Below are 23,400 nucleotides of genomic sequence, written 5' to 3'. Positions count from 1 at the left end.
CGATGTGAGCGTAGCTTCTGTGGAGTGTTCCATTGGCTGCAGCACGGCATCGTCGACCGCGGCCGCCTGCCGCTGCTGTGCTGTCTGCTTGCCTTCATCCTGACCTTTTTCGTCACGCGCACCTTCGTGCGCTTCATCCGCCGTCGCGCCGCGGCCGGTCGGCCGGCACGGTGGTGGCACCCGCGAAACATCCACATCGGGTCCGTGCACATCCACCACGTGGCTTTCGGGGTGGTCTTGGTGATGATTTCCGGACTGACGCTGGTCGCGCTGTCTGTGGACGGACATCAGCCCGAATTCGCCGTTGCGGCAATCTTTTTCGGCATTGGCGCTGCTTTGGTGCTCGACGAGTACGCGTTGATCCTGCACCTGTCCGACGTCTATTGGGAGGAAGACGGGCGGACGTCGGTGGATGCCGTCTTCGCCGCGGTTGCGGTGGCGGGGTTGTTGATAATGGGTCTGCACCCCCTGATGTTCTTCCTGCCGATCCGGCACGGCTCCGATCCGCTGATTCCGCACTCGGTGCTGCACGCCCTGGTGATCGGCGGGTTGGTCCTGACGCTGCCGTTGGCGGTGGTCGTCTTGTTCAAGGGCAAGGTGTGGACCGGGCTGCTGGGCATGTTCATCGTTGTGCTGCTGGTAGTTGGCGCTATTCGGCTGTCGCGCCCGCACGCGCCGTGGGCGCGATGGCGCTACACAAATCGGCCGGAGAAGATGCGCCGCGCCCTGGAGCGGGAACGCAAATGGCGCCGCCCCGTGGTGCAGGCCAAGCTCTGGCTGCAGTGCGCGATAGCCGGTACCCCCCGGCTGCCCGACGAGCGCGCCGTTGATGCCCAGCTCGACCAGGATGTGCACCCCGCGCCGCCGCCGGAGGGTACCGAGCCCGCCTTGATTGGCTAGCGTTCGCGGTGGCGAGCAGACACAAGATCGCACGAATCCTGGGCTTCGGCGTGCGATTCCGCCTCTGCTCGCCCCATTAGGCTTTCGGGGTGCGGTACTTCTACGACACCGAATTCATCGAGGACGGCCGCACCATCGACCTGATCTCGATCGGGGTGGTCGCCGAGGACGGCCGCGAGTACTACGCCATCTCCACCGAATTCGACGCCGAACGCGCTGGCAACTGGGTGCGCACCAACGTTCTGCCCAAACTGCCGCCGCCGGCCTCGCAATTGTGGCGCTCGCGCCGGCAGATCCGCGATGACTTGGAAGAGTTCTTCAGTGTCGGCGGCCCCGGGCCGATTGACCCGATCGAGCTATGGGCCTGGGTGGGCGCCTACGACCACGTCGCGCTGTGCCAGTTGTGGGGCCCGATGCCCGGACTCCCGCAGGCGATACCCCGATTTACCCGGGAACTGCGCCAGTTGTGGGAAGACCGCGGGAGCCCGCGGTTGCCGCCGCGGCCGCGTGATGTGCACGACGCGCTGGTCGACGCCCGGGACCAGCTGCGCCGATTCCGCATTATCACGGCCGTCGGTGATGCGGGCCGCGGAGTTGAGCGCTGAGGAGGCGGTCCGCCGGATCAGGTGCCGAGCGGCGTTCGCGCTGATCAGCCGGTTCCGGCGCCCGGTTACCATGGACCGATGAACTGGACCGTCGACATCCCGATCGACCAGCTGCCGTCGTTGCCGCCGCTGCCCGGCGACCTGCGTGCCCGGCTGGACGCAGCGCTGGTCAAGCCTGCCGCCCAACAGCCCAGCTGGGATGCCGACCAAGCGTTGGCGATGCGCACGGTATTGGAAAGTGTGCCGCCGGTGACCGTGCCCTCCGAGATTGTCCGGCTGCAGGAACAACTGGCCCAGGTCGCCAAGGGTGAGGCATTCCTGCTGCAGGGCGGCGACTGCGCGGAGACGTTCGTTGACAACACCGAACCGCACATTCGGGGCAATATCCGCACCCTGCTGCAGATGGCGGTGGTCCTGACCTACGGGTCCAGCATGCCGGTGGTCAAGGTGGCCCGCATCGCGGGTCAATACGCGAAGCCGAGGTCGTCCGATGTCGACGCGCTGGGCCTGAAGTCCTACCGCGGCGACATGATCAACGGCTTCGCCCCCGACGCCGCCGTGCGCGACCATGATCCGTCGCGCCTGGTGCGGGCCTACGCCAACGCCAGCGCCGCGATGAATCTGGTGCGCGCGCTGACGTCGTCGGGCCTGGCGTCGTTGCACCTGGTCCACGATTGGAACCGCGAATTCGTACGGACCTCCCCGGCGGGCGCCCGGTACGAGGCGCTGGCCACCGAGATCGATCGGGGCTTGCGGTTCATGAGCGCTTGCGGGGTGGCCGACCGTAATCTGCAAACGGCCGAAATCTATGCCAGCCATGAGGCTCTAGTGCTCGACTACGAGCGAGCCATGTTGCGGTTGGCCGAGAGCGAGAACGGGGAGCCGCAGCTCTACGACCTGTCGGCGCACACGGTGTGGATCGGCGAGCGGACCCGCCAACTCGACGGCGCGCACGTCGCGTTCGCCGAGGTGATCGCCAACCCGATTGGCGTCAAGATCGGCCCGACGATGACGCCCGAGCTGGCCGTCGAATACGTCGAGCGGCTCGACTCGCACAACAAGCCGGGCCGGTTGACGCTGGTGAGCCGGCTGGGCAACAACAAAGTGCGCGACGTGCTGCCGCCGATCATCGAGAAGGTCCAGGCCACTGGTCACCAGGTGATCTGGCAGTGCGACCCGATGCACGGCAACACCCACGAGTCGTCAACCGGTTACAAGACCCGGCATTTCGACCGCGTCGTCGACGAAGTGCAGGGCTTCTTCGAGGTGCATCGCGCGCTGGGCACCCATCCTGGCGGCATCCACGTCGAGATCACCGGCGAGAACGTCACCGAGTGTTTGGGTGGCGCGCAAGACATTTCGGACACCGACCTGGCGGGCCGCTACGAGACGGCCTGCGACCCGCGGCTGAACACCCAGCAGTCGTTGGAGTTGGCGTTCCTTGTCGCGGAGATGCTGCGCGACTAAGCGACTAGGCGACTAGGGGTGGCATAAGGGTGGCGCGAGCAGACGCAAAAGCCCCTGAAAACGTACCGTTTCAGGGGCTTTTGCGTCTCACCACCCTCATAGCAGGCCGCTGAGGTTGCTGCCGATCGTCCACGCCGCGGTCGCAACCAGCCCGGTGAGCGCCACGACGATCGCCACCCAGATCAGGACCATCCGTCGGGAACGCTGTCGCTCCCAGACGAAGTCGCTCAGTGCGATACCGGCGAAGTGGCCCGAAACCGCTTGGTAATTCTCAGGTTCGGGCCCGAGCTGGGTCGCTGGTGGCGCAGCGGTAGGCTCGCGTGGCATCTGCAGGGTGGGCCTGCGCACCGGCGGCCGGTCCGGCGACGGCCGTTGTGCCAGCGACGGCGGTGGCCGGACCGACGACCGCGGTTGAACCAACGGCGGCGGGGCCGTCGGGCGCTCGGTCATCACGCTGTGGTGCAAGGCGGCCGACCGGTGCTGGGCGGAATTGCGCGGTGCAGGAACCCGAAACGCCGGCAGCGCCAGTTCCTCGGCGATCGCGTCCACCTCACCGGCCATCTCGATGGCGTCGGCGTATCGATCCGCGGGGTCACGGGCGGTCGCGTGCGCCACCAACTCGTCGAATGGCGTTGGGACACCATCGATTACAGCACCGGGCCGGGGCACATCGGTGTCCAGCCGTTGATAGGCGATTGACAACGCCGAGTCGCCTGTGAACGGTGTGCGCCCGGTCAGCAACTCGTAGGTGAGGATCCCGACGGCGTAGACGTCGCTACGCGGACCCGCGTTGCCGTCGCGCACCTGTTCGGGCGACAGATAGGCGGCGGTGCCCAGGATGACGCTCGTCGAAGTGATTCCGGCCGCGGCGACGGCGCGCACCAGGCCGAAATCGGCGATCTTGACGTCCCCGTCGTCGGAGATCAGGACGTTTTCGGGTTTGACGTCGCGGTGCACCAGGCCGGCTCGATGCGCGGCCGCCAGGCCGCCCAACACCGGACGAAGCACCGCGACCACGGCATGCGGGGGCATCGGACCGCGCTCGTCCAGAAGCTCGCGCAAGGTACCGCCCTCGATGAGCTCCATCACCAGAAAGGGGTGCCGGCCATCGTGGCCCTGGTCGTAAACCGCGACCAGCCCGGGGTCTTTCAGCCGGGCGACGGTCCGAGCCTCGAGCTGAAACCGGGTCAGGAACTGGGCATCGCCCGCGTAGCGGGGGTCCATCACTTTCAGCGCGACGGGACGATCGAGCCGAGTATCCAGCCCCCGATACACCGTCGAGGTGCCGCCGCTGGCGATCTTGACCTGCACGCGGTAGCGACCGTCCAGCAAGGCGCCGGCCAACGGGTCGCCCGTGCCTGCTCCAGTCACTGGGCAATCGTAGGGGAGAAGCTGCGCTCAACCTGCACACTCGGCGGCGCAGCAAGTTCTACACTGGCGCAGGTGGGCAGCATTCCCGCCGGCGACGATGTTCTAGACCCCGACGAGCCGATCTACGACCTGCCCAGGGTCGCCGAACTGCTTGGTGTCCCGGTCAGCAAGGTTCAGCAGCAACTGCGCGAGGGACATCTGGTCGCAATACGACGCGCTGGCGGCGTGGTGGTGCCGCAGGTCTTCTTCACCACTACCGGCCACGTGGTCAAGAGCCTGCCCGGGCTGCTGACGATCCTGCACGACGGCGGCTATCACGACACCGAGATCGTGCGTTGGCTGTTCACCCCGGATCCGTCGCTGACCGTCACCCGCGACGGCAGCCGCGATGCCATCAGCAATGCGCGTCCCGTCGACGCGCTGCACGCCCACCAGGCCCGCGAGGTCGTGCGCCGGGCGCAGGCTATGGCGTATTGAGGGCGGGTTGCGGGTCCGTTCGGCGCAACGAGTACCAGGCCGCCAGCCCGCAGGCAGTGGCCAGCGAGAAGTGCAGCCATGAGTACATGCCGTGCGATCCGTCCGGTTTGAAGATCACCATGACCCAGGTCGAGACGCCGGCGATGGCGGCGATGGCCCGGCGGGACTGCGCCAATGGCGCCGCGACGGCTAGCGGCCACGAGTAATACCAGGGCAGTGCGGCGGGGACGAACAACACCACGATCAGCATCGACCATGCGATGCCGGTCAGCGCGGCGCGGTCGTCGCGCCGATTGCGCCACCACACCAGCGGCAGCGACACCACGATGATCACGATGCCGATCAAGCGGGTGACGCGAAGCAGGCCGTAGAAGTCGATCGGGAAGAACCCGCTGACCAGCGCATGGATCAGGTTCGCTGCCGCGGTCGGCACGGTCAGCCAGTTGATGATCTTCACCGAACCGGCCAGCGCGCCCAGCCAGCCCAGGCCGACGCCGGCCACCGCGGACAACACCGCGAATACCACGGCGAAGATCAGCAGCGAGGACGCGGTGGCCGCAAGAAACGCGACTACGGGCGAGTATCCGCGGCGCTCGCGCAGATGTCGCGTCCACACCCAGACCAGGAACGGCAGCGCGAGTCCCGCGGTCGCCTTGACCGCCATGGCGACCGTCAGCAGCACGATCCCCAGCACGTTGCGCCCGGCGAAGGTGAGCGCGATACCGGCGGTCATCAGCCCGACCATCAGCATTTCGTTGTGCACCCCGCCCATCAGGTGGATGAGCACCAGGGGGTTGAGCACACAGATCCACAGCGCGGTGGGCCCATCGGACCCGACGTGGCGGGCCAAGCGGGGAGCGGCCCAGATCAACAGCGCCAGTCCGGGCAGCATGCACAAACGCAGCAGCATGGTTCCGGCCACCACGTTGTCGCCGACGATGATCGTCACGAACTTCGCCACCGAAATGAACGCCGGGCCATAGGGCGCGGTGGTGATCGTCCAGATCGGGCTTACATCGTCTAGCAGGGCGTTCGGATTCCCGACCGGAGCGATCGCGTAGGGATCCAGGCCGTCTCGCAGCAATGCGCCCTGGGCCAGATACGAGTAGGTGTCGCGGCTGAACACCGGCACCGACAGCAGCAGCGGCGCCAACCAGAAACCGGTGGTGGCTCTCATCGTGAACTCGCTGGCTTCGCCGGCCAACACCTGCCGTCCCAGCCGCAGCCACGCGAGCAACATGAGACCCACGCCCGTCCACAGCGCAATGGACGACAGCACAAGTCCATGGCCGAAGCGCAGCCAGGACATGTGCAGCGACTCCAGCAGGGGGTCGTGCTGGCGGATGCTCCCGGCTCCCAGCCCGCCGCCGGTTATCAGCAGCGCGGCGACAAACCCCAGTCGCGCCGGGCCGGCTTGGGTGCTGCCGGCGAACGCTCGAAGCTGTGAAAAACGTTGGTTGGGTGTCTGTTTCGTCGTGTTGGAGCTCTTGGTGGTCATGCGGACCGATTCGTGGCCGCGGCGGCCAGCTCCGACAACCCTGCCTTGGCCCCCTGGTTGATCGGTGCGGCCGCCAGCGTGGCCAACGCCCGTTGGGTGAGCTGCGCGATCCTGTCCTCCGCGGCGGTCAACGCGCCCACCGCCACGATGACCTCGCGCAGTTCGTGCACTTTGGCGTCGGTCAGCTGGGTGCCGATAGAGGTGCGTAACAGGTTGGCGGCCAAGGGATCCGACTTGTCCGCCAATTCCAGTGCCTCGGCCACCAGCACGGTGCGTTTGCCCGATCTCAGGTCGTCACCGGACGGCTTGCCCGTCACCATCGGGTCGCCGAAAACCCCGAGCACGTCGTCGCGCAACTGGAACGCCACGCCGAGATCGGTCCCGAACTGGTGAAAGGTGGCCTGTACGTCGGGTCTGTCCGCGGCGGCGGCCACCCCCAGCTGAAGCGGGCGCGACACCGTGTAGCAGGCCGTCTTGAAGGTGTCGACGGCCAATGCCGAGCCGATCGACTCCGCGCCGCTGAACTCCGCGACGATGTCGAGGTATTGGCCGCCCAGCACCTCGGTGCGGATGTCGGCCCAAACCCGCTGCACCCGACGTTGAGCATCCGATGCTAACGACGCGCGAAACATGATGTCGTCGGCCCATGCCAGCGCCAGGTCGCCGAGCAGGATCGCCGCCGATGTCCCGAATTGCTCGGGCGACCCGCGCCAATTGCGGTCGCGGTGCAGCGCCGCGAATTGAACGTGGGTCGTCGGCCTGCCCCGGCGCGTGGCCGACCGGTCGATCACGTCGTCGTGCACCAGCGCGCAGGCGTGCAGCAGTTCCAGGGCGGAAAACAGCAGCAGCACGCCCGGATCGGGCTCCCGCGTCGTCACCGCGCGCCAACCCCAGTAGGCGAAGGCCGGACGCAGCCGTTTGCCCCCGCTGAGCACGAAGTCCTGCAGGACGGAGACCAAGTCGCCGTAGTCGCTGCCGATGTAGGCCGCCTCGTCACGACGCTCATCCAGATACCGCCGCAGGTGTGCGGTGATGGTGCCGGCCAACTCGACGGTTGCCGCTGCTTCGGATGCTTCCAGGCTCAGCGCGGCGCCCCTTTCTGCTCGGCGTTGCTCGGCTCTGCTCAGGTCTGCCTCTGGTGGGCAGGCCCGACAAGTGTATTCGGCAGGGGTCGAAGAGCCGCCCCTATGCTGTCGTGGGGGCTGGGATCCCAGGCCCTGTTGACGAAGAGGAGTTGCGTGACCCTCAACACCATCGCACTCGAGCTGGTGCCGCCGAATGTGGACGGCGGTCGGGAGCGGGCCGACGACGAAGCCCGCAAGGTGCTGCAGTACTCGGCCGATTCGGGGCTTGACGGCCGGATTCGGCACGTCATGGTTCCGGGAATCATCGCCGAGGACGACGATCGGCCCGTTGCGATGCAGCCCAAGCTGGACGTGCTGGATTTCTGGTCGGTCATCAAGCCGCAGTTGCCCGGTATCAAAGGGCTATGCACCCAGGTCACCGCGTTTATGGACGAGGCGTCGCTGCGGCGACGCCTGACGGATCTGTCCGGCGCCGGGATGGAGGGCGTCGTCTTCGTAGGCGTGCCGCGCACGATGAACGACGGCGAAGGGTCCGGCGTCGCGCCGACCGACGCGCTGTCGATCTACCGTGACGTCGTGGCCAACCGTGGCGTGATCGTAATCCCCACCCGGGACGGCGAGCAGGGTCGGCTCAACTTCAAGTGCGATCAGGGCGCGACCTACGGCATGACCCAGCTGCTGTATTCCGACGCCATCGTGGATTTCCTGACCGAGTTCGCCAGGAACACCGATCACCGGCCCGAGATCCTGCTCTCCTTCGGCTTCGTGCCGAAGATGGAGAGCCGCATAGGTCTGATCAACTGGCTGATCCAGGATGCCGGCAACGCCGCGGTGGCCGCCGAGCAGGAGTTCGTCAAGAAGCTGGCCGGCAGCGAGCCCGAGCAGAAGCGCCGGCTCCTGGTCGACCTGTACAAACGAGTGGTGGACGGGGTCGCCGACCTCGGCTTCCCGCTCAGCATCCACCTCGAGGCGACGTACGGCGTTTCCGCACCGGCTTTCCAGACTTTCGCGGCGATGCTTGCTTACTGGTCGCCCGGCTAGGCCGGCGGCTGGTCCCGTGGTGCGGTGAACCGGGGAGAACGGTCCCGGCCGATCCATGCCAGCAGCGCTACGACGCCGGCGGCCGCGAACGACGCGATGCCCAGCCAGATGCCCGCCCCGGTGAAGGAGCGCGTATTCGGATCGGTATAGCGGGCTTGGGCGGTCATGGTGCTCACCACGCCCGGTTTGAGTTTCCACTGCACGACCTCGGGCTCGACGCGCTCGCCGTTCGTGGATGTCACTACCCCAGGGAAGGCGACGTTGAGTTCGACGTCGGCGTCGGGATCGGTGACCGAGGTCAGGTCCGCTCGGCCCTCCAGGATGACCAGATTGCCGTTGCGGCGCAGCGACAGATTCACGCCCTGGGCGTTGGAGTTCAGGTTGGCCAGCTGGGGCATCTCGGCGAAGGTGACGTCGGAGAACACCGCCTGCGACCCGACATAGCCGTCGCTGTCGTAGTTCGAGACGGCCACCTTCTGGCTGAACGCGAGATTGTTGGTGTCCAGCTGTGGACCGGTGTCCTTCGATGTCTTGGGTTTGGCTGCGGCGATGATCTCCCCGGACACCAGGTCATCAGGGGAGATGGTGATCGAGGCCCTGACCCGCAGGCACCCGGTGGCCAGCGGAACCAGCATCAGCAGCATCAGGATGGCCAATGCCCGGCGCCGCCGCGTCACCGATGCTCGGGACCGTCGGGCTGGGCGGGGGCGGGAGCTGGCGCGCACCAGGTCATCGTGCCAGATCCGGTGTGCCGCTTGGACGAGTCGTCGCCCCTAGCGCCTGGTGTGTTACGCCGGCTGCAGGGGCAGGGCGCGACCCAAGACCGCGAAAGCCCGTGGGTCGCCGGCGAAATGGTAGCCGCGGATGATGTCGGTGAAGCCCAGCCGTCGATACAGGCGCCAAGCGCGGTTGGGCTCACCGGTGGTTTCAGGTGTGGAGAGCAGGACGTTTTGCTCGACGCGGTCGCAAAGCAGCCGGCGAGCCAGCGCCTCGCCGAGACCGCGCCCCTGGGCGCTGGGTGCGATGTGCAGCTCGGTGAGCTCGAAGTAGCTATTCATCAGGCGCGAGATTTCCGTGGGGGCCAGGCCGCCGCGTTGCAGGCCCAGGACAACCTGTTGCTGCCACCACTGACCAGGCGCCCCGGGATAGCCGTAGGCCACGCCGAGCAAGGGTGCATCACTGAGCTCGGCGGCCGACGGCGCTTCGTCGGCCGTTGACTTCCACTCGACGGCGGCCACCGCCTTCCAGCCGAGTCGTCGGGTGTGTTCGAGCCACATCGCCGCGCGCTGGTTCTCTGTGCCGCGGGGGTAGCGCATCGCGTCGACATAGACATCCAGGGCCTCGCCGAGGCGGCGCTCCATGTCGGTCGGCAGCAGATCGATAAGGAATATCGCCAACTCGCGGTGTCCTTGTCAGGTGGGCGACTCGATGGGTTGGCGCCCATTATCGAATGCCAGTGGGCGGTGTTGCCACAAGAGTGATCTGTGGGTCGGCATCGGTTGGCACGGTGGTGTTCCGGCTCGCGGCGGGGGTGCGGCGGCGGGCGGGATAGCCAGGATAGAATCGGCGCCCGAAGCAGTGGTACCGCACAGATTGACCTCGTATCATCTGAGTTAGTTGCTCGCGTAACGGGCATCCGCGTGTTATCGATAAATAACGTGTCAACCCGCCGTCGGCAAGGAGGGACGAATGCCACTCTCCGATCATGAGCAGCGAATGCTCGATCAGATCGAGAGCGCTCTCTATGCCGAGGATCCCAAGTTCGCGTCGAGCGTCCGTGGCGGAGGCCTCCGCGCACCGACCGCACGGCGACGTCTGCAGGGTGCAGCGCTATTTGTCGTCGGCCTCGGGATGCTGGTCTCCGGCGTGGCGTTCAAGGCCACGATGATCGGGAACTTTCCGATCCTCAGCGTGATTGGCTTCATCGTGATGTTCGGCGGTGTGGTGTTTGCCGTCACCGGTCCCAGGTTGGCCAGTAGGCAGGACCACCCGGGATCGGGTTCCGGGGCGTCGCGCCAGCGCCGCACCAAGGGTGGCGGGGGGTCGTTCACCAGCCGCATGGAGGATCGCTTCCGCCGCCGCTTCGACGAGTAAGCGGAGCGCACGCAGACCTCGCGGGGCAGCCTGATGGCTGCCCCACTTTTATACCGGGCGGCCTGATGGCTGCCCCGCTGTTTCGTAGTTGCGCCCACCCGAGTCTGCGGTGAGGGCGTGAATTCTGCGTCGGACGCGAACTGTGCGCAGGCTCGGCGCCAGGATTGCAGGCTCGGCGTCTTGCGGTGTGGTTAGTCGGCCCGTCGAGCCGTCTTGAGGCCAAATCGTTTTTGAATCGAGTCCGGTGGGCTGGCATGTGCCCCACTTCGCCCCACCGACGACAGACCCAGCGGTTTTGCGCCTCTGACATGCGCATTTGCTAGGCCATAGGGCGGGCGCCAACCGGCGTCGCAGGCCAGTCGGGCGAACCCGCGTCGGAGTTTCGGCAAAAAACGCCACACCGAGACATGACAATGGCTAGGAATGGGGTGAAGTGGGGGACTGTGGGGTATGGTGGCCGAAGTGTTTGGGCGAAGTCGGAGCCGCTCGGGACGGGAGGTGAGCTGGTGTTTCTCGGCACCTACACGCCCAGGCTCGACGACAAGGGGCGGCTGACATTGCCCGCCAAATTCCGTGACGCGCTGGCAGGGGGGCTGATGGTTACCAAGAGCCAAGACCACAGCCTGGCTGTCTACCCACGAACGGAATTCGAGCAACTCGCGCGGCGCGCCAGCAAGGCACCACGGAGTAACCCGGAAGCCAGGGCTTTCCTGCGCAGCCTGGCCGCCGGCACCGATGAGCAGCACCCCGACACACAAGGCCGGATCACGTTGTCGGCCGACCACCGTCGCTATGCCCACCTCTCCAAGGATTGCGTGGTGATCGGAGCGGTCGACTATCTCGAAATCTGGGATGCGCAAGCCTGGCACGACTACCAGCAGACCCACGAAGAGAACTTCTCCGCGGCCAGCGATGAAGCACTCGGCGACATTTTCTAAGGCGCATGCCCGTGCATCGTGGCCTCTGCCCGAACCGACCCTGGCGTACTTCCCCAACGCCAGGTTCATAGGTTCGGACAGGGACCTCGGTGCAGGGGCGCCCGCCTTGGAGACCTGGACCCGGGGAGGCGTTGCGGTGGTTGAGAATCCAGACGATTTCGGGCACGCGCCCGTTTTGCTGCAGCGGTGCGCGGAGCTGCTCATCCCGGCACTGACCCGCCACCACCCGGACGGCTCGGACGCGGTTCTCGTCGACGCCACGCTCGGCGCGGGCGGACACGCGGCGCGCTTCTTGACGGAACTGCCCGGCCTGCGCCTGATCGGACTCGACCGCGACCCCGCTGCGCTGGACATCGCGGGAGTTCGCCTGGCGCGATTCGCCGACCGAATCACGTTGCTGCGCACGCGATATGACCGGCTGCCCGAGGTGCTGGCCGAATCCGGCTATGCCGCTGCACAATCCGTCGACGGCGTGCTCTTCGATCTAGGGGTTTCGTCGATGCAGCTCGACCGCCCCGAACGGGGCTTCGCCTACGCTCAGGACGCGCCGCTGGACATGCGGATGGACCCCGACTCGCCACTCACCGCGGCAGAGATCCTGAACACCTACGACGAGACCGCACTGGCCGACATCCTGCACCGCTACGGCGAGGAGCGGTTCGCACGCCGCATCGCCGCGCGGATCGTCCGGCAACGCTCCCGCGCTCGGTTCACCTCGACCGCCGAGTTGGTCGCCTTGCTCTACGAGGCGATTCCGGCTCCCGCGCGACGCACCGGCGGGCACCCGGCAAAGCGCACCTTCCAGGCGCTGCGCATCGCGGTCAACGACGAGTTGGGCTCCCTGCGCAGCGCGATCCCCGCGGCGCTGGACGCGCTCGACGTCGGCGGGCGTATCGCGGTGCTGGCCTACCAGTCGCTAGAGGACCGGATCGTCAAGCGGGCGTTCGCCGACGCCATCGCCTCCCGCACGCCGGCGGGCCTCCCCGTCGAACTTCCCGGCCATGGACCACAATTCGCGTCTTTGACGCGCGGCGCCGAAAGAGCTGGCGCCGCCGAAATCGAACGCAACCCCCGCAGCGCCCCGGCGCGATTGCGGGCCGTGCAACGAATTGGGAAGGGCGATACATGAAGACGAAGCGTGAGGCGCCCAAACGCGGCGGCAGCGGCGATCGTCGAAGTCGGCGCGACGGTGCAGCCCGCAAGAGGACGCCCGCGACCGCCGACGCGGTGTCGTCGCGCCGAACCCCGAAGAATTCGACGCGCGAGCCGCGAGCTTCGCGGTCCGGGAGGTCGGGACCCCAGACCAGTCCGATCACCCGGCCCGTCGAACGGCCGGGCAGGGCCAAGAACACCAGCCAGGCAAAGGCACGGGCCAAGGCGCGGAAGGCCAAGGCGCCCAAGGTTATCCGACCGAAGCTGAGCGAGCGCCTGGCCATCCGGCTGGCGTCCATCGACCTACGGCCTCGCACGCTGGCGAGCAAGGTCCCGTTCGTCGTGCTGGTCATCGGTTCCCTGGCCGTCGGCCTTGGTCTGACGCTGTGGCTATCCACCGACTCCGCGGAGCGTTCCTACGGGTTGAGCCATGCCCGCGAGCGGACGCGGTTACTGCAGCAGCAAAAGGAAGCGCTGGAACGCGATGTGCGCGAGGCGGAATCCGCGCCCGCCCTGGCGGAGGCGGCCCGCAAGCTGGGTATGATCCCCACGCGCGACACCGCCCACCTGGTTCAGGACCCGGGCGGTAGCTGGGTGGTCATCGGCAACCCGAAGCCGGCCGACGGCGTCCCCCCACCGCCGCTGAACTCCAAGTTGCCCGATGAGGTTCCGCCGGCGCCCCCGCCACCGGCGGCGCCTCCTCCGGAGGTGTCGGTGCGGGTGGCCCCGGGACCCAATGATCCTCAGCCGCCCGGCAGGACCGGACCGCAGCAGCTGCTTCGTGGCCCCGACGGCTCGACGACGCTGGGCACAACGGCCCTGCCCGCCCTGCCCGGCCTGGTCGGTGGGCAACCGGTGCCGGGATTGGCACCAGTACCTGGTCAGCCGCAGACGCCGACGGGGTCGGTGCCGCAAGTGCCCCTCCCGGCCCAGGCTCCCGCCCAACTGCCCGTTGCACCGCAACCGGTGCTGCCCCCGATCGTGCCGCAGGCGCCGACCGTGATCGCGCCCCAGGCTCCGGGTAACGGTGAGCAGTTCACCCCGGTCATCCCGACCACCCCGGGCGCGCCGCGGTGAGCCGGGGCGGCGCCCGGCCGAAGCGGCAGGCGAGGGGCTTGCGTCAGCCCAAGGCGAAGGGCGTCCGGGAACCAAAGCGATTCCGGAAAGCCAAGGCGGGCAAGCAATCCAGCCCGGCGCCACGACCCGGTTCCGGTCACTCGGCGAAAGAGCGACGCACCCGGCAGGCGATGCACGTCGGGAGCCGCGGCGCTTCGTTCGTCTTCCGGCATCGCGCCGGCAACGTCGTCATCGTCGCGCTGATTGTGGTGGCGGCGGTGCAGCTATTCATGTTGCAGGTGTCCAACGCCGCGGGCCTGCGCGCCCAGGCCGCCGGACAGCTCAAGGTCACCGACGTCGAAAGGGCGATCCGGGGCAGCATCGTCGACCGCAACAACGACCAGCTCGCGTTCACCATCGAGTCGCGCGCGCTGACCTTCCAGCCCAAGAAGATCCGCCAGCAGTTGGAGGAGGCTAGGAAGAAGACGCCGTCGGCCCCTGATCCGCAGGAGCGGCTGCGCGAGATGGCCAAAGAGATCGCGGGGCGGTTGAACAACAAACCGGACGCCGCGACCCTGCTGAAGAAGCTGCAGAGCGACGAGACGTTTGTGTACCTGGCCCGCGCCGTCGACCCCGCCGTCGCCAGCGCGATCAGCGAGAAGTATCCCGAGGTGGGTTCCGAGCGCCAGGATCTGCGGCAGTATCCCGGCGGATCGCTGGCGGCCAATATCGTCGGCGGCATCGACTGGGACGGCCACGGTTTGCTCGGCCTGGAGGAGTCCCTGGATTCCGCGCTTGCCGGTACCGATGGCTCGGTGACCTACGACCGCGGATCTGACGGCGTCGTCATCCCCGGTAGCTACCGCAACAGGCACAAGGCGGTCAACGGCTCGACCATCCAGCTCACCCTGGACGACGACATCCAGTTCTACGTGCAACAGCAGGTACAGCAGGCCAGGAATTTGTCTGGCGCACATAACGTCTCGGCTGTCGTCCTAGATGCCAAGACCGGCGAGGTGCTGGCCATGGCCAACGACAACACCTTCGACCCGTCGCAGGACATCGGCCGTCAGGGCGATCGGCAGCTGGGCAACCTGGTGGTGTCCTCGCCGTTCGAGCCGGGCTCGGTTAACAAGGTGATCACCGCGTCTTCGGTTATCGAGTATGGCCTCACCAACCCCGACGAGGTGCTACAGGTGCCCGGCTCCATTCAAATGGGCGGCGTCTCGATCCACGATGCCTGGGAACACGGCGTGATGCCCTACACCACCACGGGCGTGTTCGGAAAATCGTCCAACGTCGGCACGCTGATGCTGGCCCAGCGGGTAGGGCCGGAACGCTACTACGACATGGTCCGCAAATTCGGGCTGGGGCAGCGCACCGGGGTGGGGCTGCCGGGTGAGAGTGCGGGGCTGGTGCCGCCGATCGACCAGTGGTCGGGCAGCACCTTCTCCAACCTGCCCATCGGACAAGGTCTTTCGATGACCCTCCTGCAGATGGCCGGCATGTACCAGACGATCGCGAACGATGGGATCCGGATGCCTCCGCGGATCATCAAGGCCACCATCGCGCCCGACGGCACCCGCATCGAGGAGCCGCGGCCCGACGGCGTTCGCGTGGTGTCGGCGCAGACCGCCCAGACCGTCCGCCAAATGCTGCGGGCCGTCGTGCAGCGTGACCCGATGGGCTACCAGCAGGGCACCGGGCCAGCGGCCGCGGTGCCGGGCTACCAGATGGCCGGCAAGACCGGGACGGCGCAGCAGATCAACCCCGCCTGCGGCTGCTATTTCGACAACGTCTACTGGATCACCTTCGCCGGGATGGCCACCGTTGACAATCCGCGCTACGTGATCGGGCTGATGATGGACAACCCGGAACGTAACGCCGACGGCACGCCGGGCCACTCGGCGGCCCCGTTGTTCCACAACATCGCCGGCTGGTTGATGCAGCGCGAGAACGTGCCGCTGTCACCGGACCCGGGACCACCGCTGACGTTGCAGGCCACCTGAGCGCGTTAGCGTCGCCCCGATAGCCGCTAACGGCGCGTTCGGATCCGCTTTTCCGTCCGCGATCGAACGTTGAGTTCGCCGTGGACGGGTGCCGAGTCGCTCCAACGGTGCGCTGCCCCGTACGGGGCAGCGGTGGCGGCATCGCGTCAATCATTCGCCGGCAGTTCGTGCGCGGCGAAACGCCTTCCTCCACGTCGTCGAAGATGTACGTTCCTGGAATGGGGCCGACGGGTTGATCGGAAGGAGCAGGGGTGAACTTTTCGGTGTGGCCGCCAGAGATCAATTCGGTGCTGCTGCTTGATGGACCGGGTTCGGGGCCGATGTTGGCGGCGGCGGCGGCCTGGGACGGGATCGGCAGCGAGCTGAGCTCAGCGGCGAACGCGTTTAGCTCGGTAACTTCCGACCTCACCGGCCAGGCCTGGCAAGGCGCCGGGTCGGCGTCGATGACGAATGTGGCCAGCCAGTACGTGGACTGGCTGGGAGGGGCAGCGGCTCAAGCCGCACAGTCGGCAACCCAAGCGCGGGCGGCGGCCACCTCGTATGAGGCTGCGCTGGCAACAATCGTGAACCCCGGGCTGGTGACGGCCAATCGCGGCCAGCTGATGTCGCTGGTGATCTCGAACCTGTTCGGGCAAAACGCTCCGGCGATCGCGGCGGCTGAGGCTGAATACGAGCAGATGTGGGCTCAGGATGCCGCTGTGATGAGCGGATATCACGCCAGTGCGTCGGCGACGGTCGCGCAGTTGGGGCCGTGGGGGCAAGTGTTGGAAAACCTGCCCGGACTGCCGGGCGAGTTCGGCAAAGCCATCGAAAACGGCTTCGCTCTCGTTGGGGGAGTTCAGCAGACCCCAGCTTCACCGACCACGGTGCTCACCGGGGTGGCCGAGACGCTTTACACCGAGATCTTCGGGGCCCCGGCTGCTTCGCCATTCACGGCGGTGCAGGGCGGGACCTTCACCGGCACACCGTCGCTGGCAACCAGATTGGAAGAAACCGCGCTCTTGCCGGTAAAACCTATCCTGGCCTTGTCGGGACTTGAACCTCAACTTGCAGCGACGAATTCCCCACTTTTGGCGCTGTTCGCCAGCAACGTCCCGCCACTATCACTGGTCATCGGCAACTCCCCGCCCCTTCTGTTGACGGCGCTGCTGGGCGAATCTGTCCAGCAGACGACTTATGACGGGATGACGGTAGTGCAGATCACGCCGGCTCATCCATCCGGCAACTACGTGGTGGCCATTCACGGCGGCGCGTTCATCTTTCCGCCGTCGATCTTCCACTGGGTCGATTATTCGTTAATGGCCTACCAAACCGGGGCGACCTTCGAAGTGCCCATATACCCCTTACTGCAGCAAGGCGGCACCGCCGGCACGGTGGTACCGGAAATGGCCGGCCTTATCTCCATGGAAATCGCTCAACACGGGGCCTCCCACGTCAGCGTGCTCGGTGACTCCGCGGGCGGCACCCTGGCGCTGTCGGCCGTCGAGTACATGGTGAACCAGGGTGAACCCGTACCTTCGTCGATGGTTCTGCTGTCACCTTGGCTAGATGTGGAGCTGACCAATCCCAACATTCCGTTGGTCCAGGACCCCCTGCTCCCTGTGGCGCCCGGGCAACTGATCGGCAAGGAGTGGGCAGGCAATCTTCCTGAGAACAACTACATGGTGAGTCCGCTGTATGGCTCACTCCATGGACTCCCGCCGACGTATGTCTACTCGGGCTCCCTGGATTCACTCGCTCCCGACACGTTGGTGCTCGAGCAAAAAGCCGCGACCCAAGGTGCGCCGATCAGTTTCATCCTGGCAACCGGCCAAATTCACGACTGGATTCTGCTCACTCCGGACGGTTTCCAATACTTCCCGCAGATCGAGCAGGAACTCGGTATCTAACGTCTCACCCTGCTGTCTCCGCGGAAGAGCTAATGCCGCCTTCGGGAGACGATGCGGGCGAAGGGTGAAGCCACCCAGGGTGATTGAGGAGCAGGACGGCCGCCACGGGAGTGCGGTGCCGTTAGCTCACCGTCCCCGGCGGCTGGAATCGTATCGCGGCAGGCGGGACACCCTTAGGGTCCGCGTGTCTAGGTAGGGTGTCATGGCTGGTCATGGCGACCGCGCGACGTTGACGGAGGTGGTGACTGGTGTCGGTGCCAACTGCGCTGCGGCCCAGGGCCGTCACCGGCGCGCGATTGCCTGCGTTAGCCGCCCAGATCGGCGCGGCGCCGCCCGACGGCCCCGTCCCCGACGTCGCCGTCACCGGTGTGACGCTCCGCGGCCAGGACGTGCGGCCCGGTGACCTGTTCGCGGCGCTGCCCGGCGCGATCACGCACGGCGCCCGGTACGCCGGCGACGCGATCGGGCGCGGCGCGGTGGCGGTGCTCACCGACACCGCCGGGGTCGCCGAAATGGGCGCTCGGACAGTGCCCACCCTGATCCATCCCGCACCCCGCAGCGTGCTGGGCGGCCTGGCCGCGACGGTGTATGGGCACCCGTCCGAGCGCGTGGCGGTCATCGGCATCACCGGAACGTCCGGCAAAACCACCACCACTTATCTCGTCGAAGCCGGGCTTCGGGCCGCGGGACGCATCGCGGGGCTGATCGGCACCATCGGCATCCGCATCGACGGCACCGACGTACCCAGCGTCCTGACCACCCCCGAGGCGCCCGCGCTACAGGCGATGCTCGCGGCGATGGCCGAACGCGGCGTCGACACCGTGGTGATGGAGGTGTCCAGCCATGCGCTGGCGCTGGGCCGGGTGGACGGCACCGGATTCGCCGTGGGCGCTTTCACCAACCTGTCGCGCGATCACCTCGACTTCCACCCCACCATGGAGGACTACTTCGAGGCCAAGGCGCTGCTTTTCGACCCAGCCTCGCCACTGCGTGCGCATCAGGCGGTGGTCTGCGTCGACGACGACGCCGGCCGTGCGATGGCCTCGCGCGCCGCCGGCGCGATCACCGTCAGCGTCGCGGGCCAACCCGCCGATTGGCGTGCCGTCGACGTAAAAGCAACGAGCGCCGGGGCACAGGAATTCACCGCCATCGACCCCGCCGGTGTGCAGCACCGGGTGGGTATCCGGCTGACGGGCCGCTACAATGTGGCCAATTGCCTTGTCGCACTTGCGATTCTGGATGCCGTTGGGGTTTCGCCCGAGCGTGCGGCCCCGGGGCTTTTGCAGACGCGGGTTCCCGGCCGTCTCGAGCAGATCGACCGCGGCCAGGACTTTCTCGCGCTGGTCGACTACGCCCACAAGCCCGGCGCGCTGGGGGCAGTGCTGACCACGCTGAGGCGCCCGGGCCGTCGGCTGGCGGTGGTGTTCGGCGCCGGTGGCGATCGCGACCCGGGCAAACGGGCCCCCATGGGCACCGTCGCGGCCGAACTGGCCGACCTGGTGGTCATCACCGACGACAACCCGCGCAGCGAGGATCCGGCGGCGATCCGGCGCGAGATCCTCGCCGGGACAACCGAAGCCGCCTCTGCAGCAGAAGTGGTCGAGATCGGCGACCGGCGCGAGGCCATCTGGCACGCGGTCACCTGGGCGCGTCCCGGCGACGTCGTGGTCGTCGCCGGTAAGGGCCACGAAACGGGGCAACGTAGTGGCAGCGAAGTCCGCCCGTTCGACGACCGGGTGGAACTCGCCCAGGCATTAGAAGCGCTTCGATGATCGACCTCACCGTTGCCCAGATCGCCGAGATCGTCGGCGGCACACTGGCCGACATCACGCCGGAAGACGCGGCACAACGCCGCGTCACCGGGGCCGTGGAGTTCGACTCGCGCGCGATCGGCCCGGGCGGGTTGTTCCTGGCCCTGCCCGGCGCGCGTTCCGACGGGCACGACCACGCCCGGTCGGCGGTTGCGGCCGGTGCCGTCGCGGTGCTGGCCGCTCGGCCGGTCGGGGTACCCGCCGTCGTGGTCGCCCCGCTAAAGGCATCGGATGGCCGGGCGGGGGTGCTCGAGCACGACGCGGACGGGTCGGGTGCGGCGGTGCTGGCCGCGCTGGCCAAGCTGGCCAAGGCGGTGGGCGCCGAGCTGGTCGCGGGTGGGCTGACCATCGTCGGGATCACCGGCTCGTCGGGCAAGACCTCGACCAAGGATCTGGTTAGAGCCGTGCTCGAGCCGTTGGGTGAGGTGGTGGCCCCGCCCGGGTCGTTCAACAACGAGCTCGGCCATCCATGGACCGTGCTGCGCGCCACCCGCGAGACCGACTACCTCGTCCTGGAAATGTCGGCGCGTCATCCCGGCAACATCGCGGAGTTGGCCGAGATCGCCCCGCCGGGCATCGGCGTCGTCCTCAACGTCGGCACCGCGCACCTGGGCGAGTTCGGTTCCCGAGAGGCCATCGCGCAAACGAAATCCGAACTGCCGCAAGCTGTCCCGGAGTCCGGAGCGGTGATCCTAAACGCCGACGACGCGGCGGTGGCCGAGATGGCCGCCGTGACCGCAGCGCGGGTGATCCGCGTTAGCCGCGGCAGCACGGGCGATGTCTGGGCGGGTCCCGTCACGCTGGACGGCTTGGCCAGACCGCGGTTCACCCTGCACGCCAAGGGCGCCCAGGTGGCAGTCCGGCTAAGCGTCTTCGGGGACCACCAGGTGACCAACGCGATGTGCGCGGCCGCCGTTGCGCTGGAATGCGGGGCCAGTCTCGAGCAGGTGGCGGCGTCGCTGGCCGCGGCCGGACCGGTGTCGCGGCATCGGATGCACGTGACCACCCGCGCCGACGGCGTCACGGTGATCGACGACGCCTACAACGCCAACCCGGACTCGATGCGCGCCGGGCTGCAGGCGCTGGCGTGGATCGCCAACGGCGCCGGCCCGGCCGCGGTACGGCGAAGTTGGGCGGTCCTGGGCGAGATGGCCGAACTCGGCGAGGACGCGATAACCGAGCATGATCGCATCGGACGGCTCGCGGTGCGCTTAGATGTGACTCGACTCGTTGTCGTGGGAACTGGGAGGTCGATGAGCGCCATGCACCACGGAGCGGTCATGGAGGGCTCATGGGGCTCTGAGGCGGATCGGAGCGCGGTCGCCGTGCCCGACGCCGGCTCCGCCCTGGCATTGCTGCGTGCGCAGGTCCAGCCCGGGGACGTGGTTTTGGTCAAGGCGTCCAACGCCGCCGGGCTGGGCGCGCTGGCCGACGCTTTTGCGGCTGACAGCGAGAGCGCGCGCCCATGAGACAAATCCTCATCGCCGTCGCCATCGCGCTGGCCGTGTCCATCCTGTTGACCCCGGCGTTGATCCGGATGTTCACCCGGCAGGGGTTCGGCCACGAGATCCGCGAGGACGGGCCGCCCACCCACCACACCAAGCGCGGCACCCCGTCGATGGGCGGCGTGGCGATTCTGGCCGGAATCTGGGCGGGCTACCTGGGGACGCACCTGGCCGGTCTGGCGTTCGACGGCGAGGGGATCTCCACGTCGGGTCTGCTGGTGCTGGGCCTGGCCACCGTGCTTGGCGGCGTCGGGTTCATCGATGACCTGATCAAAATCCGCAGGGCGCGCAACCTCGGGCTGAACAAGACGGCCAAGATGGTCGGGCAGATCAGCGCTGCGGTGCTGTTCGGCGTTCTGGTGTTGCAGTTTCGCAACTCCGCCGGCCTGACCCCGGGCAGCGCGGATCTGTCCTATGTGCGCGAAATCGCCACGGTCACACTGGCTCCCGCGCTGTTCGTGCTGTTCTGCGTGGTGGTCGTCAGCGCCTGGTCCAACGCTGTCAACTTCACCGACGGCCTGGACGGGCTGGCCGCCGGCTGCATGGCGATGGTCACCGGGGCCTACGTGTTGATCACTTTCTGGCAATACCGCAACGCCTGCGTCACCGCGCCCGGGCTGGGCTGTTACAACGTGCGTGATCCGCTGGACCTGGCGTTGATCGCAGCCGCCACGGCCGGCGCGTGCATCGGCTTTTTGTGGTGGAATGCGGCCCCGGCCAAGATCTTCATGGGCGACACGGGATCCCTCGCGTTGGGCGGCGTTGTCGCTGGGTTGTCCGTCACCAGCCGCACGGAAATCCTCGCGGTGGTGTTGGGTTCGCTGTTTGTCGCAGAGTTCACCTCAGTGGTGCTGCAGATCCTGGCGTTTCGCACCACCGGGCGCCGGGTGTTCCGGATGGCGCCCTTCCACCACCATTTCGAGCTGCTCGGATGGGCCGAAACCACCGTGATCATCCGCTTCTGGCTGCTCACCGCGATCACCTGCGGCCTGGGCGTGGCCCTGTTCTACGGCGAGTGGCTGTCCACGATCGGCGCCTGACGTGCTCGCCCCGTTAGTTCCCGGCGCGCAGGTGCTGGTGGCCGGCGGCCGGGTGACCGGCCGGGCGATCACCGCCGCGCTCACCCGGTTCGGCGCGACGCCCACGGTGTGCGACGACGATCCGGCCATGTTGCGCCCCTACGCCGAGAGCGGGGTGGCGACCGTGGATCCAACGATTGCCGAGCGACAGATCGCCGACTATGCGCTGGTAGTCACCAGTCCCGGATTCCAGCCCACGACGCCCGTGCTGGCGTCGGCCGCGGCCGCGGGCGTGCCCATCTGGGGTGATGTCGAGCTGGCCTGGCGGCTCGACGCCGCCGGTTGCTGCGGGCCGCCGCGGCGCTGGCTGGTGGTGACCGGCACCAACGGCAAGACGACCACGACGTCGATGCTGCACGCCATGCTGAGGGCCGGGGGCCTGCGCAGCGTGCTGTGCGGCAACATCGGAGACCCGGTGCTCGACGTTCTGGACGAACCCGCCGACGTGCTGGCCGTCGAGCTGTCCAGCTTCCAGTTGTACTGGGCTCCCTCGCTGCGGCCCGAGGCCGGCGTGGTGCTCAATATCGCCGAAGACCACCTGGACTGGCACGCCACCATGGCCGACTACACCGCGGCCAAGGCCCGGGTGCTGGGCGGCCGGGTCGCGGTCGTCGGGCTGGACGACGTCAGGGCCGCCGCGCTGCTTCCTGCGGCCCCAGCGCCGCTGCGGGTCGGATTCCGGCTGGGCGAACCGGCCGTCGGCGAACTCGGCGTTCGCGACGGGCACCTGGTCGACCGGGCCTTTGCCGACGACCTGCAGCTCCTTCCCGCGGCGGCGATCCCAGTGCCGGGCCCCGTCGGGGTACTCAACACCCTGGCCGCCGCGGCGCTGGCCCGCAGCGTCGGGGTGCCCCCCGAAGCGATAGGGGCGGCGATCTCATCGTTCCGGCCGGGACGGCACCGGGGGGAGGTGGTGGCCGTGGCCGAGGGAATCACCTATGTCGACGACTCCAAGGCCACCAACCCGCACGCCGCCGAGGCGTCGGTGCTGGCCTATCCGCGGGTCGTGTGGGTCGCCGGAGGTTTGCTCAAGGGCGCATCCGTGGACGCTCAGGTGGCCCGAATCGCACCCCGGTTGGTCGGCGCGGTGCTCATCGGCCGAGATCGGGCGGAGGTTGCCGAGGCGTTATCGCGACACGCGCCCGATGTCCCCGTCGTCCAGGTTGTGACGGGCGAGGATGTTGGGATGCATGCGCCTGATGTTGTTTCTGGGTCTTCTGTTGTCAAAGTGGCAAAAGTTAACGATGCCGGCGGGACGCTCGGGGATCGCGTGATGGCCGCGGTGGTGGTAGCGGCCCGCGGCCTGGCTAAACTGGGGGACACCGTGCTCTTGGCACCGGCCGGGGCGTCGTTTGACCAGTTCACCGGCTACGCCGACCGCGGCGACGCCTTCGCGGTGGCCGTCCGTGCGGCGACGCGGTAG

The 23,400-nt window shown here is 67.6% G+C and carries 20 protein-coding genes; 15 read left to right on the top strand and 5 right to left on the bottom strand.

All coding sequences use genetic code 11. The features are described 5' to 3' along the window. Positions 1 to 24: 24 nt before the first annotated feature. The 3 genes from JO236_RS07565 to JO236_RS07555 all read left to right on the top strand — a co-directional run bounded on the left by JO236_RS07565 (position 25) and on the right by JO236_RS07555 (position 2,972). Positions 25 to 900, top strand: coding sequence for a hypothetical protein (locus JO236_RS07565; RefSeq protein WP_293326852.1), 876 nt, complete (start codon positions 25 to 27; stop codon positions 898 to 900). A gap of 89 nt (positions 901 to 989) precedes the next feature. After that, positions 990 to 1,505, top strand: a complete 516-nt coding sequence (locus tag JO236_RS07560) for a polyadenylate-specific 3'-exoribonuclease AS (protein ID WP_293326850.1) — start codon at positions 990 to 992, stop codon at positions 1,503 to 1,505. Between the two features lie 78 nt (positions 1,506 to 1,583). Beyond that, positions 1,584 to 2,972 carry a class II 3-deoxy-7-phosphoheptulonate synthase gene (locus JO236_RS07555; RefSeq protein ID WP_293326848.1) on the top strand — a complete coding sequence of 463 codons (1,389 nt, stop codon included), beginning with the start codon at positions 1,584 to 1,586 and terminating at the stop codon, positions 2,970 to 2,972. A 96-nt stretch (positions 2,973 to 3,068) separates the two neighbouring features. On the opposite strand, the gene JO236_RS07550 is transcribed toward JO236_RS07555, so the two are convergent. Then, entirely contained in the window at positions 3,069 to 4,343 is a 1,275-nt protein-coding gene (locus tag JO236_RS07550; RefSeq protein WP_293326846.1) for a protein kinase domain-containing protein, read from the bottom strand. A 72-nt stretch (positions 4,344 to 4,415) separates the two neighbouring features. On the opposite strand from JO236_RS07550, the gene JO236_RS07545 reads away from it, so the two are divergent. After that, complete coding sequence (locus JO236_RS07545; protein ID WP_293326844.1) at positions 4,416 to 4,820, top strand: Rv2175c family DNA-binding protein; 405 nt, start codon at positions 4,416 to 4,418, stop codon at positions 4,818 to 4,820. Here the strand turns inward: JO236_RS07545 and JO236_RS07540 are convergent. Together JO236_RS07540 and idsA2 are read right to left on the bottom strand one after the other, a co-directional pair. Next, positions 4,807 to 6,318, bottom strand: coding sequence for an alpha-(1->6)-mannopyranosyltransferase A (locus JO236_RS07540; RefSeq protein WP_293326842.1), 1,512 nt, complete (start codon positions 6,316 to 6,318; stop codon positions 4,807 to 4,809). The two genes, JO236_RS07545 and JO236_RS07540, sit on opposite strands and share 14 nt — an antisense overlap. Next, positions 6,315 to 7,364, bottom strand: a complete 1,050-nt coding sequence (gene idsA2, locus JO236_RS07535; RefSeq protein WP_293326840.1) for a bifunctional (2E,6E)-farnesyl/geranyl diphosphate synthase — start codon at positions 7,362 to 7,364, stop codon at positions 6,315 to 6,317. Before idsA2 ends, JO236_RS07540 begins: the two co-directional genes overlap by 4 nt. A gap of 192 nt (positions 7,365 to 7,556) precedes the next feature. Between idsA2 and JO236_RS07530 the strand changes: the two genes are divergently transcribed. Further along, complete coding sequence (locus JO236_RS07530; protein WP_293326837.1) at positions 7,557 to 8,444, top strand: mycobacterial-type methylenetetrahydrofolate reductase; 888 nt, start codon at positions 7,557 to 7,559, stop codon at positions 8,442 to 8,444. Here the strand turns inward: JO236_RS07530 and JO236_RS07525 are convergent. Beyond that, entirely contained in the window at positions 8,441 to 9,088 is a 648-nt protein-coding gene (locus tag JO236_RS07525; RefSeq protein WP_293326888.1) for an LppM family (lipo)protein, read from the bottom strand. The genes JO236_RS07530 and JO236_RS07525 overlap by 4 nt on opposite strands. 144 nt (positions 9,089 to 9,232) lie before the next feature. Next, the gene (locus JO236_RS07520) at positions 9,233 to 9,841 is read right to left on the bottom strand and encodes a GNAT family N-acetyltransferase (protein ID WP_293326835.1); all 609 of its coding nucleotides are present in this window, start codon (positions 9,839 to 9,841) and stop codon (positions 9,233 to 9,235) included. A 292-nt stretch (positions 9,842 to 10,133) separates the two neighbouring features. Here JO236_RS07520 and JO236_RS07515 point away from each other — a divergent pair, with 292 nt between their 5' ends. The 10 genes from JO236_RS07515 (at position 10,134) to murD (ending at position 23,400) form a co-directional block, all read left to right on the top strand. Then, positions 10,134 to 10,538: a DUF3040 domain-containing protein gene (locus JO236_RS07515; RefSeq protein ID WP_293326833.1), complete on the top strand. Its 405-nt coding sequence runs from the start codon at positions 10,134 to 10,136 to the stop codon at positions 10,536 to 10,538. Between the two features lie 506 nt (positions 10,539 to 11,044). Beyond that, positions 11,045 to 11,476, top strand: a complete 432-nt coding sequence (gene mraZ / locus JO236_RS07510) for a division/cell wall cluster transcriptional repressor MraZ (protein WP_293326831.1) — start codon at positions 11,045 to 11,047, stop codon at positions 11,474 to 11,476. Continuing rightward, positions 11,451 to 12,605: a 16S rRNA (cytosine(1402)-N(4))-methyltransferase RsmH gene (gene rsmH, locus JO236_RS07505; RefSeq protein WP_293326829.1), complete on the top strand. Its 1,155-nt coding sequence runs from the start codon at positions 11,451 to 11,453 to the stop codon at positions 12,603 to 12,605. Before mraZ ends, rsmH begins: the two co-directional genes overlap by 26 nt. Next, the gene (locus tag JO236_RS07500; RefSeq protein WP_293326827.1) at positions 12,602 to 13,705 is read left to right on the top strand and encodes a hypothetical protein; all 1,104 of its coding nucleotides are present in this window, start codon (positions 12,602 to 12,604) and stop codon (positions 13,703 to 13,705) included. Before rsmH ends, JO236_RS07500 begins: the two co-directional genes overlap by 4 nt. Beyond that, a complete protein-coding gene (locus JO236_RS07495; protein WP_293326825.1) occupies positions 13,702 to 15,693 on the top strand; it encodes a peptidoglycan D,D-transpeptidase FtsI family protein in 1,992 nt (663 codons plus the stop codon). The genes JO236_RS07500 and JO236_RS07495 overlap by 4 nt, the downstream gene beginning before the upstream one ends. Before the next feature lie 263 nt (positions 15,694 to 15,956). Then, a complete protein-coding gene (locus JO236_RS07490; RefSeq protein WP_293326886.1) occupies positions 15,957 to 17,582 on the top strand; it encodes a PPE family protein in 1,626 nt (541 codons plus the stop codon). A 245-nt stretch (positions 17,583 to 17,827) separates the two neighbouring features. Further along, on the top strand, positions 17,828 to 19,354 hold the full coding sequence (locus JO236_RS07485; protein WP_293326884.1) for a UDP-N-acetylmuramoyl-L-alanyl-D-glutamate--2,6-diaminopimelate ligase: 1,527 nt from the start codon (positions 17,828 to 17,830) through the stop codon (positions 19,352 to 19,354). Continuing rightward, a complete protein-coding gene (locus JO236_RS07480) occupies positions 19,351 to 20,862 on the top strand; it encodes a UDP-N-acetylmuramoyl-tripeptide--D-alanyl-D-alanine ligase (protein ID WP_293326823.1) in 1,512 nt (503 codons plus the stop codon). Before JO236_RS07485 ends, JO236_RS07480 begins: the two co-directional genes overlap by 4 nt. Continuing rightward, positions 20,859 to 21,938 (top strand): phospho-N-acetylmuramoyl-pentapeptide-transferase, encoded by a 1,080-nt coding sequence (mraY, locus tag JO236_RS07475; protein ID WP_293326820.1) that lies wholly within the window; start codon positions 20,859 to 20,861, stop codon positions 21,936 to 21,938. The genes JO236_RS07480 and mraY overlap by 4 nt, the downstream gene beginning before the upstream one ends. Before the next feature lies 1 nt (position 21,939). After that, positions 21,940 to 23,400 carry a UDP-N-acetylmuramoyl-L-alanine--D-glutamate ligase gene (gene murD / locus JO236_RS07470; RefSeq protein WP_293326818.1) on the top strand — a complete coding sequence of 487 codons (1,461 nt, stop codon included), beginning with the start codon at positions 21,940 to 21,942 and terminating at the stop codon, positions 23,398 to 23,400.

Origin of the sequence: Mycobacterium sp. (assembly GCF_019247635.1) — a bacterium.
Lineage (GTDB): Bacteria > Actinomycetota > Actinomycetes > Mycobacteriales > Mycobacteriaceae > Mycobacterium.
The sequence above is the reverse complement of the archived record's forward strand: the minus strand, read 5'-3'. Positions and strand labels throughout refer to the sequence as shown.

Excerpts from the sequence above, each read along its gene's own strand:
- JO236_RS07555 (WP_293326848.1), top strand. The coding sequence starts at position 1,584 with ATGAACTGGACCGTCGACATCCCGATCGACCAGCTGCCGTCGTTGCCG.
- JO236_RS07540 (WP_293326842.1), bottom strand. The coding sequence starts at position 6,318 with ATGACCACCAAGAGCTCCAACACGACGAAACAGACACCCAACCAACGT.
- JO236_RS07525 (WP_293326888.1), bottom strand. The coding sequence starts at position 9,088 with ATGCTGCTGATGCTGGTTCCGCTGGCCACCGGGTGCCTGCGGGTCAGG.
- JO236_RS07515 (WP_293326833.1), top strand. The coding sequence starts at position 10,134 with ATGCCACTCTCCGATCATGAGCAGCGAATGCTCGATCAGATCGAGAGC.
- rsmH (WP_293326829.1), top strand. The coding sequence starts at position 11,451 with ATGAAGCACTCGGCGACATTTTCTAAGGCGCATGCCCGTGCATCGTGG.
- JO236_RS07500 (WP_293326827.1), top strand. The coding sequence starts at position 12,602 with ATGAAGACGAAGCGTGAGGCGCCCAAACGCGGCGGCAGCGGCGATCGT.
- JO236_RS07480 (WP_293326823.1), top strand. The coding sequence starts at position 19,351 with ATGATCGACCTCACCGTTGCCCAGATCGCCGAGATCGTCGGCGGCACA.
- mraY (WP_293326820.1), top strand. The coding sequence starts at position 20,859 with ATGAGACAAATCCTCATCGCCGTCGCCATCGCGCTGGCCGTGTCCATC.